This is a genomic window from Stappia sp. G46H5W (genome assembly GCF_058448995.1).
Genome location: NZ_JBZFLL010000002.1, coordinates 40682 through 58991 on the forward strand (window position 1 = coordinate 40682; position 18310 = coordinate 58991).

Below are 18310 nucleotides of genomic sequence, written 5' to 3' on the forward strand. Positions count from 1 at the left end.
CACCGAGCCTGAAACGGCGCATTCCTGCGAAGGAACGCGCCGCTGTGCCGGGCTTCGAAGGCCGGTCTGTTCAGACCAGTTCGCCGAACTCCATGCTTTCCGGTTCGATCAGGGCGAGAAATGCCTCGCACTCCGCGTTGCCCTGCCAGGCGTTGCAGATCGCGATGGCCCGTGTCCGGCTGTCCGCGACGGCGATATCCAGGAAGATGCCGCTTTCGAGCCGCACCAGCCGCTGGCCCAGCCAGCCGGGCTGGCGCGAGAGGTGGTGCTCCACCATCCGGGCATGGGCCGCGCGCATGTTCTCCTCCGCAACGCCGGGTTTCAGGCGGAAGCGGCCGACCTCGATACCGTCTCCGGCAAGGAGACCGACCGGCGCCGGCTGGCTCGACGCGTAGTGGCCCATGCTGGCAACGCCGCTGATCGTGGCGCGGAAGCCGGCGAAGTCATCTCCCTCGCCGACCGCGCGCGCGGCCGACAGCGCCGCGTCCCTGGTCTTCCAGGCGACGAGGTCGACGCGCCGGGACGCATCGCCCGTGTCCGTCAGCTGCGTCCAGGCGAGAAACCCGGGAAACGAGCGGACCTTGGCGAGCGCGTGCCTGCGTTCGTCATCGGCGCGGGCCGGATCGTCCACCTGATAGGCGACGACTTCGAGGCAATGGTCTTGCATGCGATGCTCCTGTTCTGCGTGATGCGCAGCGGGAGATACGCCAAGGCTCCTGACACCTTCTGTCAGGGGCACGCGCTACGGATAGCGCCATGAAGGTGTTTCGTCTGTTCTCCCTGCTCGACCGCTTGCGCAGCGCCGGCGGCCCGGTGTCTGCCGAGGAACTGGCCCGCGCGCTCGAGGTGTCGCCGCGCACGATCTACCGCGACATGGCCACGCTTCAGGCGATGGGGGCGCCGGTGCGGGGCGAAGCGGGCATCGGCTACCAGATGGAGCGCGGTTACTTCCTGCCGCCGCTCAGCTTCGACGAGGAGGAGATGGAGGCGATTGCGCTCGGCATGCGGCTGGTGAGGGCGCGGGGCGATGCGCCTTTGAGCGAGGCTGCCTTGCGGGTTTCCGGCAAGATCGGAGCGGCCTCGGGCGATGCGGGCGGGGAGGCGGCCCTGCGCCTGCCGCTGCGCGCGGTGACGCGCGAGCGCCCGCAGACGGAGACCGCCAATCGCTGGCTGCCGGGGCTGCGCCGTGCCATCCGCCGGCAGCGGATGCTTCAGCTCGCCTATGTGGATCTCGGCGGTCGGGAGAGCCGCAGGCGGGTGCGCCCGCTCGGCCTCACGGTGTTCGACGAGGTCTGGCTGCTGACCGGCTGGTGCGAGGAGCGCGGCGACTTCCGCAATTTCCGCCTCGACCGGATCACGGCCGTGGAGGAGACGGGCGAGCGGGCACCGCGCGAACGCGGGCGGCGGTTCGAGGACTATCTTGCGAGCCTGTGATCAGCGCCAGCCGCCGCGCCGCTCCCAGGGCGAGAACAGCGGCGTCTCGCAGATATAGCCGACGATGCAGCGGCCCGTGTCGCGGGTGCGCACCTGCGCCGGGCGCACGGTTTCCCAGTGGTCGCACCAGCGCGGGCCGGCGACGAAGCGCTCGTAGGTGTACCGGCCGGTGGTCATCACCACCGCGCCGCGCCGGGCGACGAGGTCCTGCGCCTGGTTGCAGCTCATGCGCCTCAGGTCGGGGCGCTGGGCGGCCGCCGGCTGCGGGGCAAGTGTCATCAGCATCAGGGCGGAAAGGGCTGCCACGGCCAGGCCGGTTCCTGCTTTCGTCAAACGGTCGATGCGCATGCCGGGTCTCCCCCTGTTGTCGCGCCCGGCCTTTCGGACGCCGGGCCGCTCCCATTGTCAGTCTTGCCTGCCATCGCGGCAAAGCGATGGCAGGCCGGTGGCGTGCAGCACGCGACCTTGCGGCGGCGGGCAGGGCCTATTCCTTGTCCCAGTCGGGCGCCCAGTCCGGGTCGATGCCGCGTCCCTCCGCGCTGCCGAGCGCGGAGATCGCCGCCATCTCGGCCTCGTCCAGCTCGAAGTCGAAGACGGCGGCGTTTTCGGCCAGCCGCGCCGGCGTGCCGGTCTTGGGGATGGCGATGGTGTTCTCCTGCTGCAGCAGCCAGCGCAGCGTCACCTGCACCTCGCTCTTGCCGTAGCGCTTGGCGATGTCGCGGATCGTCTCGTTGCCGGACACACGGCCCTTGGCGATGGGCGAATAGGCGATCAGCGCCATGCCGGCGGCCTCCAGCGCCGCGCGCACCCGCTTCTGCGACAGGAACGGATGATACTCAACCTGGTTGGCGACCAGCTGTCCCTTGGCGAGGTCCTGCGCCTCGCGCACCATGGCGGCGGTGAAGTTGGAAACGCCGACGGCGCGCGTCCAGCCGCGCTGGCGCAGCTCCAGCAGCGCCTCGATCTGCTCGTTCAGCGGCACCCGCGGGTTGGGCCAGTGGATCAGGAACAGGTCGACATGGTCGAGCCCCAGCCGGTCGAGGCTGTCCTCGCAGGAGCGGATCAGCTTTTCCGGGTCCAGGTTGTCGTGCCAGACCTTGGTCGTCACGTGGTAGCTGTCGCGGGCGCGGCCCGAGGCGCGCAGGCCCGCGCCCACCGCCTTCTCGTTGGCATACATCGCCGCCGTGTCCACATGGTCCCAGCCGCTTTCCAGCGCGGCGCGGACGATGTCGCGGCACGGCTCGTCCTTCAGCGGCCAGGTCCCGAGCCCCAGCACCGGGATGTCGATGCCGCCGAGAGTGAGGTGGTGGTTCATGGCACTGCTCCTGTTCGGAAGTCGCGAAAGGCGGGGAGGGATCCCGCAAACGAAAACGGCCCGGCGGACGTTCGCCCCCTCCTGCATGGAAGGGCGAGCGTCGGCCGGGCCGGAATGTCGGACCGGCGCCGCCTCTCTAGCAAGGGGGCGCCGGTGGGTCGTCAGTCGAGGTCGCTGACCGAGGCCGCGACCTTGCCGACCAGGCCGTAGCTCATGGCCTCGTCCGGGCCCATCCAGTAGTCGCGGTCCGTGTCCTTCTCGATCCGCTCCATCGGCTGGCCGGTGGCCGCCGCGAAGAGCTTGTTCAGGCGGTCGCGCATCTTGAGGATCTCGCGCGCCTGGATCTCGATGTCGGAAGCCTGGCCGCCGGCGCCGCCGGACGGTTGATGAAGCAGGAAGCGGGTGTTCGGCGTGCAGTAACGGCGCTCCTTGGGCACCGAGATGTAGATCAGCGCGCCGGCGCTCGCCACCCAGCCCATGCCGAGGATCCGCACTTCCGGGCTGATGAACTTGATGGTGTCGTGGATCATGTCGCCCGACTCGACGTGGCCGCCGGGCGAGGACACGATCACGGTGATCGGGTCGTTGGAGACCTGCGCCATCGCCAGCAGGCGGGCGCAGACGTCGCGCGCCAGTTCCTGGTTGATCGGGCCGGTGATCAGCACCGTGCGGGCGTCGAACAGATGCTTGTCGACCTGGATCGAAGGCGGCGTCTTGGTCTTCTCGTCGTCGTCCTCGTCGTCGAGGCGGCTCGGCACATCGTTCGGCTTGATGGTCATGTGCAAGATCAGCTCCTTCATGAAGACGGAATCGGGCCCCGCCGGGCCCGGTCTCGTTTCCCATACTTAGGCGATGCGTGCCCTCGCGGCAAAGGGGTTCTCGCAATTTGCCGTGCACCGCGTCGATCTTGATGAATGGCGTGTGGAGAGCGGAAAGCACGGCCGCGGGCCATGCGCCGGTGCCTCGCCGCTCGCCCGGCCGTCGCGGCGGCGGCTCGAGGCGATTTCCATGGCGGGGGCGAATGGGCTAGATTGCGAGTCGGGTGCTGCCCGCGCCTCCCCCCTCCGCTTCGGGAAAGCATGTGCCATGCCGGGCCTTTCGCATCACCGGACCACCGTTCGGGCGCCGCATGAGGAGGGATTGCGCTCATCGCCCGCAGACGGAGTTATCCGGCATGCACCTGTCCGCACCCCTTTACCGCCTCAAGCGCGAGGCGCGCCTTCTGTCCCGCGAGGCGGGAATTCCCCTTGCCGCCGCGCTCGACCGCATCGCCGCCCGTGAGGGCCATGCCCGCTGGAGCCTGCTGGCGCAGCGCGCCGCCGAGCGCTCGCCCGCCGCGCTGATCTATCCCCGCCTTCGCCCCGGCGAGATGATCCTCGTCGCCGCCCGTCCCGGCCAGGGCAAGACGCTGCTGGCGCTCGAACTCGCCCTTGCAGCGATGAAAGCCGGCAACCGCGCCGCTGTCTTCACGCTGGAATATGTGGAGCACGAGGTGGAGGCGCGGCTCGAGCGGCTCGGCGCGCGGGGGGCGCTCAAGGACCTCCTTGCGCTCGACTGCTCCGACGAGATCTGTTCGGCCCGCATCACCCAGCGGCTGCAGGGCTGCGCGCCCGGCACGCTCGCGGTGATCGACTACCTGCAGATCCTCGACCAGCGGCGCGACACGCCCGATCTCGGCACGCAGGTCGCGGAGCTCTCCGCCTTCGCCCGGCGGTCCGGCGCGGTGCTCGTTTTCGTCTCGCAGGTCGACCGCACCTTTGATCCGGCGCTGAAACCCTTGCCGGACCTTGCCGACCTGCGTCTGCCCAATCCGCTCGACCTTTCCCTGTTCGACCGGGCGGTGTTCCTGCAAGCAGGCCGGCTGCGGCTTGTAGATCGAAACTAGGGCTGGGCCCGAAGGTCGAAGTGGAGATGGTCGTCGTGGCGGGCGGCGCGGCAGCCCTGGAAGCGGATCTTGGGATCCGCGAGGGCGAACCGCTCGACCAGATGCGGTTCGAGAAAGATCTTCCCGACCCGCTCGTCGCCCGCAAGCCGCGCGACGACGAAGCGCAGCCGCTCCGGCTCGGGTTCAAGATCCGGCCAGAGCGGTTGCAGCGCCGCCAGATCCCAACGCAGCGACAGTATCGCGCCGGGGCACTGCGTCGGTCCGTCCTCGAACGCGAAATAGCCAATGGGTGAGCGGGTCCGTCCGGGCAGATAGCCGGACGCGTTGCGGTAATAGAAGGCGAGATCGACCTTTTCGCCGTCGTCGTGCGACAGGTGAGGCAGCAGCGGAAAACCGTTCAGGAACGGGAAGTTCGCATCCAGGACGAGCGTCTGCGTGCCCGGAAACGCGTCGTCGACCGCCTCTGCGGTGTCCACGAGCACGGTCTGCATGGCCGGTGTCACGTAGTTGCGGTTGAGGGCGCAATAGATCCAGGAGCCGACCTGGAGCGGCCCGTTCGCAAGGCAGCTCAGCGGGACGCGGCCAAGCAGCGGCGCGGTCCACAGCGCTCCTGCGCTCAGCGCGACATAGGCGAGAGCAAAAACCGCCAGTCGCCTGCGGAAGGGCAGGGCGATCAGCCATGCCAGCCCGCCGATCTGGGTCAGCAGCGTGAGGACCAGAACCCAGACGGTATGAACTGCAATTCTCAGCATCCGCAAATCCCTGATATGGCAACCTATCCGGTATGTCCGGCCGGCGATGCCGACGCAAGGTGCCTGCGAGAGGCGGCGGGCTTTCGGACTTGTGCCCGCCCGCTCCGCCCCATCGTCGCCGGTCGGCGAAACGCGCTCCACGGCGGCGGGGAGGGGAGGACGTGGCCGCCAATTTTCTTGACACCCGTGAGCAAGCGTCTTTTGATCAAGGGCCTTTTATTCTTGAGATATTGGAGAATTCGATGAGACGGTTGTTTTTTGTGTTCTTTCTCTTGGTCCTTCCCGCCACCGCCATGGCAGGTAACGCTGTCCTGAAGAAGGATGGGAAGTCCTATACCTTGAATTGCTCGAATGCCGGCTGCTTCATCGCCGAGCGCATCTCCTTCTTCAAGTCGGGCCCTCAGAAGCGACTTGGGGCCGGGGGCGCCGCGAACTTCGAGAAGTGGAAGAAGAAACTGAAGAGCGACGGCTATAAATAACAGGCCCGGATGACGCGACGCCGTCACCACGCCTGCAAGATCAGCGGCGCAGGCTGAACCGCGAGTTTCTGGAAAGGCGGGAAGGAAGGTACCTCTCCCGCCTTGCCCGACGGGGTGTGTCGCGTCGGCGGTGGGCAAGCGCCGTCCGGGAGGACGCGGGAGAGGGCCCGTCGGCCAAGTTGCTCCAGCACCGCCTCGCGGCTGCTTATACCTCTCCGGCCCCAGGTCGCAGTTCACGCTTGGCCGGATTGATGCGACGAGAGGCCTTTCCGTCTCGCACCTGCCGAGGGTGCCAATGGGTCCCGGCTCTCCGGCTTCGCCTGCGGCCGGGATGACCTGCTGAGAAGGTTGCGCGGCCTCGTATCCTCTCTGCCGTCACCCCGGACGAGCATCGCGAGATCCGGGGCCTATTGGCTGCCAGAGCGGCGGCGGGGAGGCGGAGGCCGGGCCGCATCCCCGTTTCGCGCGCCATCCCGAGCGCTGTCCTTTCCCCGCGTCTTCCCGGACGGTGCGCAGCGCCGAGCCGGGATCGGCGAGCCGAGGGCGTCGGTGGCTGGGCTCGGCAAGGGTCGCAGGCTCCGTGCCTCTCCGGTCCCGGGTCGCGGCTTCGCCTTGCCCGGGAGGACGAAGGCTGGGACGGAGCCAGCAAGACGGCAGCTGGGAGAGGCGCCGCACCTCCCGGCTTACGCCGGCTGAGGGTGCCAATGGATCCCGGCTCTCCGGCTTCGCCTGCGGCCGGGATGACCTCGGAGAGGAGGAAACGTCCTCACATCCCCTCTGCCGTCACCCCGGACGAGCATCGCGAGATCCGGGGCCTATTGGCTGCCAGAGCGGTCGCGATGATGCGCTGGTCGAGCAGCTGGCTCCTCTCTTCCCACAAGAAGGAACGATGAGGGGGAGATGTCGGCGCAGCCGACAGGGGGGAGCAGCGCCAGAGCCGGTCGCTTCCCCGCGCCGGTCATGCCTGACCGCGACAACGCAATCGCCCGATCCGGGCGCGATCCGGCGTCCAGATATCAGCCGCGGGCGGCACACCCGGGCCGTGGTTGCCTCACGACCGGCAAGCGCATGCCGGCCGCACGCCTGCCGTTCCCGCCCCACCAGGGAGGCGCGCCTACTCCGCCGCGTTCATGCCGCGGGCCGGGCGACGCTCCAGCACCTCGCGCAGGAAGCGGCCGGTATGGCTCGCCTCCGCCTCGACGATGTCCTCCGGCGTGCCGGCCGCGACGATGGTGCCGCCGCCGTCGCCGCCTTCGGGACCGAGATCGATCACCCAGTCGGCGGTCTTGATGACCTCCAGATTGTGCTCGATCACCAGCACCGTGTTGCCCTGCTCGACCAGTTCGTGCAGCACTTCCAGCAGCTTGGCGACGTCATGGAAATGCAGGCCGGTCGTCGGTTCGTCGAGGATGTAGAGCGTGCGGCCGGTCGCCCGCTTCGACAGTTCCTTGGCCAGCTTGACGCGCTGTGCCTCGCCGCCCGACAGGGTCGTGGCCTGCTGGCCGACCTTGATGTAGCCGAGGCCGACGCGGGCCAGCGTCTCCAGCTTGTCGCGCACCGCCGGCACGGCGGAGAAGAAGCGGGCGCCTTCCTCCACCGTCATGTCGAGCACGTCGGCGATGGACTTGCCCTTGAACTCGACCTCCAGCGTCTCGCGGTTGTAGCGCTTGCCCTTGCAGACATCGCAGGTCACGTAGACGTCGGGCAGGAAGTGCATCTCGATCTTGATGACGCCGTCGCCCTGGCACGCCTCGCAGCGCCCGCCCTTGACGTTGAAGGAAAAGCGCCCCGGCTGGTAGCCGCGTGTCTTGGCCTCGGGGAGGCCGGCGAACCATTCGCGGATCGGCGTGAAGGCGCCGGTATAGGTCGCCGGGTTCGAGCGCGGCGTGCGGCCGATGGGCGACTGGTCGATGTCGATCACCTTGTCGAGCTGCTCCAGCCCGTCGATATGGTCGTGCGGGGCCGGGGTCTCGCGCGCGCCGTTCAGCCGCCGCGCCGCCGCCTTGTACAGCGTGTCGATCAGGAAGGTCGACTTGCCGCCGCCGGAGACGCCCGTGATGCAGGTGAAGGTGCCGAGCGGAATGTCCGCCGAGACGTTCTTCAGGTTGTTGCCGCGCGCACCGGCCACATGGATGCGGCGGTGCTTCTTCGGCTTGCGCCGCTCGCTCGGCATCGGGATCGCCATGGCGCCGGACAGGTACTGGCCGGTCAGCGACTTCGGATTGGCGAGGATCTCCGCCGGCGTTCCCTGGGCCACCACCTCGCCGCCATGGATGCCGGCGCCCGGGCCGATATCCACCACATAGTCGGCGGTCAGCACCGCGTCCTCGTCATGCTCGACCACGATCACCGTGTTGCCGAGGTCGCGCAGGTGCTTCAGCGTGTCGAGCAGGCGGGCGTTGTCGCGCTGGTGCAGGCCGATGGACGGCTCGTCGAGCACGTAGAGCACGCCCGTGAGCCCAGAGCCGATCTGCGAGGCGAGCCGGATGCGCTGGCTCTCGCCGCCGGACAGGGTGCCGGAGTTGCGCGACAGGGCCAGGTAGTCGAGGCCGACATCGTTGAGGAATTTCAGCCGCTCGCGGATCTCCTTGAGGATGCGCAGGGCGATCTCCGACTGCTTGTCGGTCAGCTCCCCCGGCAACTCGGCGAACCAGGCGGCGGCGTCGCGGATCGACAGCTGCGAGATCTCGCCGATATGGCGGGTGGCGATCTTCACCGACAGCGCCTCGGGCTTCAGCCGGTAGCCGTTGCATGCCGGGCAGGGGCGGTCGGACTGGTAGCGCGACAGTTCCTCGCGCACCCACTCGCTGTCGGTCTCGCGCCAGCGCCGCTCGATATTGCCGATGACGCCCTCGAAGGTCTTGGCGGTGCGGTAGCTGCGCACGCCGTCGTCATAGACGAACTCGATCTTCTCCTTGCCCGAGCCGTTGAGGATCGTCTCGCGCACCGCCTCCGGCAGGTCCGCCCAGGGGGTCGCCATCGAGGCGCCGAAATGGCGGCAGATCGCGTCCAGCGTCTGGGCGTAATAGGGCGAGGTCGAGCCGGTCTTGGCCCAGGGCAGCACCGCGCCTTCGCGCAGGGTGAGCGTATGGTCGGGGACCACCAGCTCCGGCTCGAAGGCGAGCGTGGTGCCCAGGCCGTCGCAGGTCGGGCAGGCGCCGAACGGGTTGTTGAACGAAAACAGCCGCGGCTCGATCTCGGAGATCGTGAAGCCGGAGACCGGGCAGGCGAACTTTTCCGAGAACACCACGCGCTCATGGGTCTCGTTGCGGTTCTGCAGCACCGCGCCGTCGGCGGGCGCGGGCAGCGCCTTGTCGGCGAATTCGGCGATGGCGATGCCGTCGGCCAGCGACAGGGCGGTCTCCAGCGAATCCGCCAGCCGGCCGCCCATGTCCGGGCGCACGACGATGCGGTCGACGACCACGTCGATGTCGTGCTTCAGCTTCTTGTCGAGGGCGGGCGCCTCGGCGATCTCGTGGAACGTGCCGTCGATCTTGACGCGCTGGAAGCCCTTCTTCATCAGCTCGGCGAGTTCCTTGCGGTACTCGCCCTTGCGCCCGCGCACGATCGGGGCCAGCAGGTAGAGCCGCGTGCCTTCCTCCAGCGCCAGCACCCGGTCGACCATCTGGCTGACCGTCTGGCTCTCGATCGGCAGGCCGGTCGCCGGCGAGTAGGGCACGCCGATGCGCGCGAACAGAAGGCGCAGGTAGTCGTAGATCTCCGTCACCGTGCCGACGGTGGAGCGCGGGTTGCGCGAGGTGGTCTTCTGCTCGATGGAAATGGCCGGTGACAGGCCGTCGATCTGGTCGACGTCCGGCTTCTGCATCATCTCCAGGAACTGGCGGGCATAGGCCGACAGGCTCTCGACATAGCGGCGCTGGCCCTCGGCATAGATCGTGTCGAAGGCGAGCGACGACTTGCCGGAGCCGGACAGGCCGGTCATCACGATCAGCGCGTCGCGCGGCAGGTCGAGATCGACATTCTTCAGATTGTGCTCGCGCGCGCCGCGAACGCTGATCACGCGCCGGTCGGCGGCGGAAGCGGGCGGCGTGGAGGTCGAACGCGACTTGGACATGCGTGCGGTCCCTGGATGACGGCCTTGCGGCATCTGGAGGGCTGCCGGGCGTCACGCGGGAGGGCGAGGGCCGGCGGCAGCTTAAGTGAAACGGCCCGGCCGGGCCGGGAATGACAGGCGCCCCGGCGGTCCGGGGCAGAAGCGTACCCGGCACTGCCGGGCGTTTGGTGCGGGGCGGGCGGCGGCAGCGCTCTTCTACGACATGCGCCGGCATCCGTCGATTCCGCTCGGCGGATTCCCGAACGTCCCATCCGCGCACGCAGCATCAGGCCGCCGGCCGACCGGCCCGATGATCGCTCGGCCGGCCGAACCGCCATCCGTACCGCAGTCCGCCATGACCTTCGGGGAGAGTCTACGCAGGCGTTCGCGAATCCGATTGCGTGAACATATCAGGAACATATATTGTTCCGCAAGATCGTCGGCATGTGGTGCGGGTGCGCCCGCCGGGCAAGGGGTGTTCGCCTCTCCGTGCCCGCGCGTCCCGTCCCGCCGGCAAAGCGATTGTGGAAAAACGGGAGCTCCGCGCCCAAAAGCGCAGTTCGAAGGTCGCGGGCCTTTCGCCGGCCTCCTGCCCGGGGCTAAGGTCCTCGGGATGATCACGGGCCCCGGGGCGCGCGCATGCGTGCCGCCGGCCGGCCTCATGCAACGAAGGGATCCCGCCGCTGCTGTCGGCGGATCGCCTCACATCGACGAGCCTGGCCGGGCACCGGCCGGCTCATGGACAGGCCGGCAACGACCGGCAGGCAAGGAGACGACAATGTCGGGAAGCGTCAACAAGGTGATCCTGGTGGGCAATCTGGGAGCCGACCCGGAGGTCCGCCGGATGCAGGACGGGCGCCCGGTGGTCAACTTGCGCATCGCCACCTCGGAGACCTGGCGGGACCGCAGCTCGGGCGAGCGCAAGGAGCGCACCGAGTGGCACCGCGTGGTGATCTTCAACGAGGGGCTGGCCAAGGTCGCCGAGAACTATCTGCGCAAGGGCTCCAAGGTCTACATCGAGGGCCAGCTGCAGACCCGCAAGTGGCAGGACCAGTCCGGCCAGGAGCGCTATTCCACGGAAGTCGTGCTGCAGGGCTTCAACTCGACGCTGACCATGCTTGACGGTCGCGGCGAGGGCGGCGGCGGCGGTGGCGGCGGCCGCTTTGTCGAAGGCGGCGGTGGCGGCGGCTATGAGGGCGGCTCCGGCGGTGGCGGCTACGGCGGCGGTTCGGGCGGCGGCGGCTATGGCGGCGGCTCCGGTGGCGGCGGTTACGGCGGCGGCTCGGGCGGTGGCTCCGGCGGGTCCGGCGGTTCGGGCGGCGGCTTCGGCGGCGGCCCGGACATGGACGACGAGATCCCGTTCTGATCGGGCTTTGATCCGGCCCTTTGCGGTCTTTTGCGACACATGCCGTCCCGGTTCTTCGCGGGGCGGCATCTTTTTCCAACCGGCCGGCACGCGCTCCTTCCCTCCGGTGGCTCGCTGCGGCGATCCTGCCTTGGCGCTGCCGGGTTTGAGACGCAAACTCGCCGTCCCACCCGGCGGATGCTCTCATCTGCCAGCATCTTTTCCGGTCTTTCACGGAGGCTCCCATGCTGCAACTCGACCCGGATGCCACCCGCAACGCGCTCGAATGGCGGCCTCTGATCGAGGCGCTGCGGACGATGTTCCGCGACGGCTGCGAGAGCCCGGTGCGCCACCATCACGATTTCGAGGTGCCGGGCGAGGCGGACGGCACGCTGCTCCTGATGCCGGCCTGGGTTCCGGGGCGCTATCTCGGCACCAAGCTTGCGACCGTGGTGCCGGGCAACGGCGCGCGCGGCCTGCCGGCTGTGATGGCCAGCTACCTGCTCAACGATGCCCGCACCGGCGAGATGCTGGCGATGATCGACGGCGGCGAGCTCACCGCCCGGCGCACGGCGGCGGCCTCCGCTCTGGCGGCGGACTATCTGGCGCGCGAGGATGCCCGCCATCTGCTCGTGGTCGGCACCGGCCGCCTGTCGCGCAATCTTGCGGCCGCCCATGCCTCGGTACGGCCGTTGTCGCGGGTCTCGGTCTGGGGCCGCGATCCGGAGAAGGCGCAAGCGGTGGCCGACGAGATCGCCGAGGAACTCGACATTCTCGCCCAGCCGGCGAGCGATCTGGAAGCCGCGGTGCGCGATGCCGACATCGTCAGCTGCGCCACCTTGTCTGAAACGCCGTTGGTGCAGGGCGCCTGGCTGAAGCCGGGCAGCCATCTCGATCTGGTCGGCGCGTTCAAGCCGACCATGCGCGAGAGCGACGACGAGGCCGTTTCGCGGGCCCGAGTCTTCGTCGATACCCGCGAGGGCGCGATGAAGGAAGGCGGCGACATCGTTCGGGCGCTGGCCTCCGGTGCGCTCGAGGAGGACGGCATCGAGGCCGACCTGTTCGACCTTGCCCGCGGCACCCATGCGGTGCTGCGCCAGTCCGACGACATCACCCTGTTCAAGTCGGTCGGCGCGGCGCTGGAAGATCTCGCCGGCGCGATCCTCGCCTTCGAGACCGCCTCGGCCAAGACCGGCCAGTCCACCTCGCCGCGCATCCTGCCGGTGATGTGACGGCGCGGCGGGGCCTGTTGGTTGCCAGAGCAGCGGCTAAGGCGCGCAGTCCCTTCCACGCTCCCTCTCGCCGCAGGATGTCATCCCGGTTTCGGCGAAGCCGAAGACCGGGATCCAGTAACCCCGAACGGTTCGCGTTGGGCTTCGGCACTACCGCCGGACCGCCGGTGGCGGCTAGCTTCGCGCGCCATCCGCCCCGGCGGATACTGGATACCTGCCTTCGCAGGTATGACAAGCGAGAGTGGGATGAGCGCCTTCCGCCTCGCACCTGCTGAGGTTGTCTCTGGGTCCCGGCTCTGTGCTGAAGCGCGGCCGGGCGGGCGGCCCGTGGGTGTCGCACGACCTCGCATCCCCTCGGCCGTCACCCCGGCCAAGCGAAGCGCGCGCCGGGGGCTATTGGTTTCCAGAGCAGCAGCGGGGATGCACGGCTTTTCCCCGGCCGCGGCCGGCACGCTGACGGGGATAAGTCCCGGGTGTCGCCGGCGCGCAGGGGGCTGAAGCGGCCTCTGTTTTGTCGTCCGCGATAATCAATCGATTCTATCGATTATAATCACGAAAACAATCAGTTTGTACGAATGAAGTTTCGCTGCCATCTTGCGTGAGAATTGCAGGAGGCAAGGCATGAGTTTCGCCGGAATCTCGAATATTGAGATGAAATTTGCAAAGTCCGTCGCAAATTTCGGTCTCGTTTTGCCCGGCGTCCTGCTTTGCGTCGTCCTCGCGCTTGCCGGCAAGGCCCTGCGGCTTGTCCCCGGTCTCGACCTGCTCGGGCCGATGGCGCTGGCGATGGCGCTCGGGCTGGTTATCCGCGCGGCGATGCCGCTGTCCGAGGGCGTCATGCCGGGCGTGCGCCTGTCCGCCGTGACGCTGCTGCGGGCCGCCGTGGTGCTGCTCGGCCTGCAGCTGACGCTGGCCGACCTCCTGTCGCTCGGGCTCGGCGGGCTGGCTGTCACCACGACTGCGCTCGTCGCCACCTTCGCTCTCACCCTGTGGGCCGGCCGGCTGCTCGGCGTTGCGCCGGACCTTGCCCGTCTGATCGCCGCCGGCACCTCGATCTGCGGTGCCTCGGCCGTTGCCGCCACCCGCTCGGCGACCGGGGCCGGGGCGGGCGACACGGCCTATGCGGTCGCCTGCGTCACCCTCTTCGGCACGCTCGCCATGGTCCTGATGCCCCTGGTGCCGCCGCTCGCCGGACTGGATGCGGCCGGCTACGGCCTCTTCGTCGGCGCCTCGGTGCATGAGGTGGCGCAGGTGGCGGGCGCCGGCTTCCGGCACTCGGCGGAAGCGGGCGAGGCGGCGATGGTCGCCAAGCTGTCGCGCGTCCTGCTGCTGGCGCCCATGGTGCTGGTTCTCGCCGCCTGGTGCCGGCGCGGCCGGACCAACGACATCACGGGCGAGGGCGTTGCCGCCCGCCTTCCCGTGCCGTGGTTCGTCTTCGGGTTCCTGGCCATGGTGCTGGTTGCCAGCAGCGTGGAACTGCCAGATCCGGTCCGCACCGGGGCGGGCGAGGCGACGACGTTCCTGATGACCATGGCGCTTGCCGGTCTCGGCCTCTCCACGGATCTCGGCGAAATCCGCGCGCGCGGCATCCGCCCCTTGCTGCTTGCCGCCATTGCCGCCCTGTTCATCGCCGCGATCTCCCTGCTAATGGTGACCGTCTGGATGTGACCATTTCGGGCAGGGTGCGATGACGCTGGAACAGTTGCGGATTTTCGTGGCGGTCGCCGAGCGCGAGCATGTCACCCGCGCGGCCGAAGCTCTCAATCTCACCCAGTCGACGATCAGCGCGGCCATCGCCGCGCTGGAGGCGCGCCACGATGTGCGCCTGTTCGACCGGGTCGGCCGCAGCATCCGCCTGACCGAGGCCGGACGGGTGTTCCTGGGCGAGGCGCGCGCCGTCCTCGCCCGGGCCGAGGCCGCCGGCGAGGTGCTGGCGGAGCTTGCCGGCCTGCGGCGCGGCAACGTGCGCATCGCCGCCAGCCAAACGGTCGGAAACTACTGGCTGCCGGCCCGGCTCAAGGCGTTTCGCGAGGCGCATCCCCGTCTCGGCGTGTCGCTGTCCATCGGCAACAGCGAGCAGGTCGCCGCCTGGACCCGCGAGGGCGAGGCCGATCTCGGCATGGTCGAGGGCCCGGTGGCCGATCCCGATCTTTCGCCGGTGGAGGTGGGCCACGACCGCATGGTCCTGGTGCTGCCGCGCGACCATCCCGTCGCCCGGCGCGGGATCGTCAATGCCGATGCCTTGACGGCGCTGACCTTCGTTGCCCGCGAGGCCGGTTCCGGCACAGGCCTGATGCTGGAGCGGCTGGCGAAAAGCTTCGGCCTTGCGCCCGCCGATCTGCGGATCTCGATGGAGCTGCCCTCCAACGAGGCGCTGCGCGGCGCCGTCGAGGCAGGGGCGGGCGCGGCCGTCCTGTCCTCGCTGGTGGCGGAAGGGGCGGTGCGCTCGGGGCAGCTGTCGGCGTTGGAGCTCAGCCTGCCGCCGCGCCCCTTCTTCGTGCTGCGCCACCGCGCCCGGCACCTCTCCCCGGCCGCGCGCGCCTTCCTTCAAGCGCTGGAAGTGCCTGCCGACGCGACGTGAGGGCAAGCCTTTCCCGGCGCCCCTTTCCCGGAATTGTTCATGCGTGCCAGTATCATGGCCGAATCTTGCCCAAGGAGCTGCGCCATGCCCATCACCTGCGATTGCCTGATCATCGGCGGCGGCATTGCCGGCATCGGCCTTGCCGCGCATCTGGGCGCGGAGCGCTCCACCGTGGTGCTGGAGATGGAAGACGCGCCCGGCCGCCATGCCACGGGCCGCTCGGCGGCGATCTTCATCCGCAACTACGGCAATGCCACCTTGCGGGCGCTGAACGGCGCCTCGGTCGAGGTTCTGGCCGGCGGCGGCCGCTTTGCCGAGACCGGGTTCCTCAGCCCGCGCGGCGAGCTGGTCGTCGCCAAGGCGGACGAGATGGAGCGGTTTTCGGCCTATCTGCAGGGCGCAGACGGGCTGGAGGAGATCCCCGTCGCCGAAGCGCGTCGGCTCTTCCCGATCCTCTCGGATGACCATGTGGCCGCCGCCCATGAGGCGGGCGCGGCCGATATCGACGTCGACCGGCTGCTGCAGGCCTATCTGCGCGCCGCCCGTCATGCCGGCAGCCGGCTGGAGACTTCCGCGCGCGTCTCGGCGATTTCCCGCAAGGGCGATGTCTGGCAGGTCGAGGCGGGCAGTGAAACCTATGAGGCGCCGGTGCTGGTGAATGCCGCCGGCGCCTGGGCGGACACCATCGCCGGCCTTGCCGGCCTGTCGCCGCTCGGCATCCAGCCCTACCGGCGTTCGGCGGCGATCCTGCCTGCCCCGGAAGGCATGAATGTCTCCTCCTGGCCGGCGGTGGTCAGCGCTTCCGAACGCTGGTACGCCAAGCCGGAGGCCGGCAAGCTGCTGGTCTCGCCGGCCGACGAGGATCCGCTGGAGCCGCAGGATGCCTGGCCGGACGACATGGTTCTGGCCGAAGGGCTCGACCGCTTCGAGAAGGCGACGACTGTCTCGGTGACGCGCGTTGAGCGCAGCTGGGCGGGCCTCAGATCCTTCGCGCCCGACCGCACACCGGTCGCCGGCTTTTCGGATCGGGCGGATGGCTTCCTCTGGCTCGCGGGGCAGGGCGGCTACGGCATCCAGACCTCGCCGGCCCTGTCGCGGCTGGCGGCGGACCTCATCCTTGGCCGCGCGCCCGCGCTTGCCCCGGCGGTCGTTGCCGCGCTCGATCCCGGCCGCTTCAGCTCCTGAGGCTGGAGCTCCTGAGGCTAGCCGCCGAGCGGCCGGCAACACGGCCGAAGGCGATGGCGGTCAGCAGCCCATTGCCGGACAGATACCCGGAAATATCGGGTCCCGACACGCCGCAGGCGGCCCCGCCGGCGGCAAAGAGATTGGGGAAGCTGGAGCCGTCCTCAGCCAGCACCCTCGCGCTTTCGTCGATGCCGAGCCCGCCCTGGGTGTGGAACAGCGCGCCGGTCACCTTGACCGCGTAGAACGGCGCCTGCAGCGATGGCCGGCCGGTGAAATCGCGGCCGAACGGGTCGGCCTGGCGGCCCGCTGCAAACTCCGCCGCCGTCTCCAGCGTCTCTCGCAGCGCGGTTTCGGGAAGGCCGGTGGCAGCGGCAAGCGCGGCGATGTCGCCTGCTTCGCGGATCGCGCCGGCCGCCATCGCATCGCGATAGTCCGGAAAGCCCTGCGCGAAGGCATGAAGCCGCGCGTCGAGGATGTTCCAGGCGGTGCCGCCCGGCTGGGCCAGCACGTTGACGGCCTGCTCGGAATAGCCGCCATGCTCGTTGGAAAAGCGCCGGCCGTCCGCGTTGACCTGGATCGCGCCTTCCATCATCAGCGCCCAGGAGATCAACACCCCATGCGGATGGGCGAGCGAGCCATGGCCCTGGCAGCCGCTCAACTGCCAGCGCGCCGCGCCCATCGCCTCGCCCCACAGCACGGCATCGCCCGTATTGCCCGCGTGGCCATAATAGAGCGCGCCGGCCATGCCGGGGATAAACCGTGCGACCAGCTCCGGGTTGCCGCCATAGCCGTTGCAGGCCAGCACCAGCGCCTTGCAGGCGATGGTCTCGCGCGCGCCGCCCGGTCGGGCCAATGTCACCGCGCGCGCAGTGCCGGCCTCGTCCAGATGCAGCACCTGCGCATGCGCCTCGGTGACCAGCGGAATGCCGGCCGCCTCAACGGCGGCGATCAGGCGGGCGAGCAGCGCCTCGCCGGTGCGCTCGGGAACCGCATGCATGCGGTGGCGGCTGTGGCCGGGATAGAGGAAGTCGGTCAGCACCTGCCATTCCAGGCCGTGCGCGTCGGCGAGCCAGTCGAGCGCCGGGCCGATCTCGCGGGCGGCAAGGGCAACCAGCGCCTCGTTGGCTGTCCCCTTGGCCTTGGCCTGGATGTCGGCGGCAAAGCGCCCGGCGTCGTCGTCGGATATTCCCGCCGCGCGCTGCGCGGCCGTCGCCGGCGCCGGGATGAAGCCGGAGGACATGGAGGTGGAGCCGGAGGGCGAGGCGTCGCGCTCGACCACCACCACCTCGGCGCCGGCATCGTGTGCGGCCAGCGCCGCGGTGAGGCCGCAGGCGCCTGCGCCGATCACCAGCACGTCGGTCTCGATGTCGGGCGCGGCCGGGATCTCCCGCGAGATCGCGGGGGCTGTTGCCGGGGGGGCGCCGCTCATCTCACGCGGCCTCGACCAGCGCCAGCGCCTCGGCGCAGGTCAGTGCCCGGGCGACCGTGCCGAGATCGCCGATGGCCCGCTGGTGTGTCTCGGGCGAGAAGGCGGCGCAGCCGTCGCTCAGCACCATCGTACGGAAATCGCGCACATGCGCATCGCGGACGGTCGAGGCGACGCCGCCATTGGTGACGATGCCGCAGACCATCAGCGTGTCGATGCCAGCCTTGCGCAGCACCCACTCCATCCGCGTCATGTAGAAGGCCGAATAGGCGACCTTTTCCACGGTGAGATCGGCCGGCTGCAGCTCGTCGATGAGCTGATGTCCCCAGGCGCCGGGACAGAAATCCCCCTTGCGCAGGAAGGGGCGCAGCGCCTTCAGATGCGGCGAGATGAAGGGCTCACCGCCCTTGCCCGGCACCAGGGTGAACTGGGTGGAGATCACCCAGCCGCCCTTGCGCCGCAGGCTGTCTGCCAGCGGCAGGACGCGCTCGGGGAGCGCGGCGATGTCCGCGCTGGTCTGGCCGCCGCGCGCATAGGCGCCGTCCGCGTGCAGGAAGTCGTTCTGCAGATCGACGATCAGCAGGCCCGTGCGGGCGATGTCGAGAGGGGCGTCGTGCATGGC

General features: G+C 69.4%; 16 protein-coding genes. 8 read left to right on the forward strand and 8 right to left on the reverse strand.

Annotation, left to right across the window (positions count from 1 at the left end; genetic code table 11):
- Positions 1–70: 70 nt before the first annotated feature.
- Positions 71–667 (reverse strand): hypothetical protein, encoded by a 597-nt coding sequence (locus tag ACVJ6E_RS05835; protein WP_120267443.1) that lies wholly within the window; start codon positions 665–667, stop codon positions 71–73.
- Between the two features lie 89 nt (positions 668–756).
- Here ACVJ6E_RS05835 and ACVJ6E_RS05840 point away from each other — a divergent pair, with 89 nt between their 5' ends.
- The gene (locus ACVJ6E_RS05840) at positions 757–1434 is read left to right on the forward strand and encodes a helix-turn-helix transcriptional regulator (RefSeq protein ID WP_120267444.1); all 678 of its coding nucleotides are present in this window, start codon (positions 757–759) and stop codon (positions 1432–1434) included.
- Here the strand turns inward: ACVJ6E_RS05840 and ACVJ6E_RS05845 are convergent, their stop codons facing one another.
- The 3 genes from ACVJ6E_RS05845 to ACVJ6E_RS05855 all read right to left on the reverse strand — a co-directional run bounded on the left by ACVJ6E_RS05845 (position 1435) and on the right by ACVJ6E_RS05855 (position 3549).
- A complete protein-coding gene (locus tag ACVJ6E_RS05845; RefSeq protein ID WP_208996617.1) occupies positions 1435–1782 on the reverse strand; it encodes a hypothetical protein in 348 nt (115 codons plus the stop codon).
- A gap of 136 nt (positions 1783–1918) precedes the next feature.
- Positions 1919–2749: an aldo/keto reductase gene (locus ACVJ6E_RS05850; protein ID WP_120267445.1), complete on the reverse strand. Its 831-nt coding sequence runs from the start codon at positions 2747–2749 to the stop codon at positions 1919–1921.
- 161 nt (positions 2750–2910) lie between these two features.
- Positions 2911–3549 carry an ATP-dependent Clp protease proteolytic subunit gene (locus tag ACVJ6E_RS05855; protein WP_491676411.1) on the reverse strand — a complete coding sequence of 213 codons (639 nt, stop codon included), beginning with the start codon at positions 3547–3549 and terminating at the stop codon, positions 2911–2913.
- Between the two features lie 374 nt (positions 3550–3923).
- Here ACVJ6E_RS05855 and ACVJ6E_RS05860 point away from each other — a divergent pair, with 374 nt between their 5' ends.
- Positions 3924–4634: a DNA helicase gene (locus ACVJ6E_RS05860; RefSeq protein ID WP_120267446.1), complete on the forward strand. Its 711-nt coding sequence runs from the start codon at positions 3924–3926 to the stop codon at positions 4632–4634.
- Here the strand turns inward: ACVJ6E_RS05860 and ACVJ6E_RS05865 are convergent.
- Entirely contained in the window at positions 4631–5386 is a 756-nt protein-coding gene (locus ACVJ6E_RS05865; RefSeq protein ID WP_120267447.1) for a hypothetical protein, read from the reverse strand. The genes ACVJ6E_RS05860 and ACVJ6E_RS05865 overlap by 4 nt on opposite strands.
- Before the next feature lie 161 nt (positions 5387–5547).
- On the opposite strand from ACVJ6E_RS05865, the gene ACVJ6E_RS05870 reads away from it, so the two are divergent.
- Positions 5548–5865: a hypothetical protein gene (locus ACVJ6E_RS05870; protein ID WP_120267448.1), complete on the forward strand. Its 318-nt coding sequence runs from the start codon at positions 5548–5550 to the stop codon at positions 5863–5865.
- A gap of 1114 nt (positions 5866–6979) precedes the next feature.
- On the opposite strand, the gene uvrA is transcribed toward ACVJ6E_RS05870, so the two are convergent.
- Entirely contained in the window at positions 6980–9940 is a 2961-nt protein-coding gene (gene uvrA, locus ACVJ6E_RS05875) for an excinuclease ABC subunit UvrA (protein ID WP_120267449.1), read from the reverse strand.
- Positions 9941–10697: 757 nt separating this feature from the next.
- Between uvrA and ACVJ6E_RS05880 the strand changes: the two genes are divergently transcribed.
- The 5 genes from ACVJ6E_RS05880 (at position 10698) to ACVJ6E_RS05900 (ending at position 16262) form a co-directional block, all read left to right on the forward strand.
- On the forward strand, positions 10698–11285 hold the full coding sequence (locus ACVJ6E_RS05880) for a single-stranded DNA-binding protein (RefSeq protein ID WP_120267450.1): 588 nt from the start codon (positions 10698–10700) through the stop codon (positions 11283–11285).
- A 224-nt stretch (positions 11286–11509) separates the two neighbouring features.
- The gene (lhpI, locus tag ACVJ6E_RS05885) at positions 11510–12496 is read left to right on the forward strand and encodes a bifunctional Delta(1)-pyrroline-2-carboxylate/Delta(1)-piperideine-2-carboxylate reductase (protein WP_120267451.1); all 987 of its coding nucleotides are present in this window, start codon (positions 11510–11512) and stop codon (positions 12494–12496) included.
- A 651-nt stretch (positions 12497–13147) separates the two neighbouring features.
- Positions 13148–14164 (forward strand): YeiH family protein, encoded by a 1017-nt coding sequence (locus ACVJ6E_RS05890; protein ID WP_120268313.1) that lies wholly within the window; start codon positions 13148–13150, stop codon positions 14162–14164.
- Between the two features lie 19 nt (positions 14165–14183).
- Entirely contained in the window at positions 14184–15077 is an 894-nt protein-coding gene (locus ACVJ6E_RS05895) for a LysR family transcriptional regulator (RefSeq protein WP_120267452.1), read from the forward strand.
- An 84-nt stretch (positions 15078–15161) separates the two neighbouring features.
- The gene (locus tag ACVJ6E_RS05900) at positions 15162–16262 is read left to right on the forward strand and encodes an NAD(P)/FAD-dependent oxidoreductase (protein WP_120267453.1); all 1101 of its coding nucleotides are present in this window, start codon (positions 15162–15164) and stop codon (positions 16260–16262) included.
- Here ACVJ6E_RS05900 and ACVJ6E_RS05905 read toward each other — a convergent pair.
- Complete coding sequence (locus ACVJ6E_RS05905) at positions 16252–17691, reverse strand: FAD-dependent oxidoreductase (RefSeq protein ID WP_120267454.1); 1440 nt, start codon at positions 17689–17691, stop codon at positions 16252–16254. The two genes, ACVJ6E_RS05900 and ACVJ6E_RS05905, sit on opposite strands and share 11 nt — an antisense overlap.
- Before the next feature lies 1 nt (position 17692).
- Positions 17693–18307: a cysteine hydrolase family protein gene (locus ACVJ6E_RS05910; RefSeq protein WP_120267455.1), complete on the reverse strand. Its 615-nt coding sequence runs from the start codon at positions 18305–18307 to the stop codon at positions 17693–17695.
- Positions 18308–18310 lie beyond the last annotated feature (3 nt).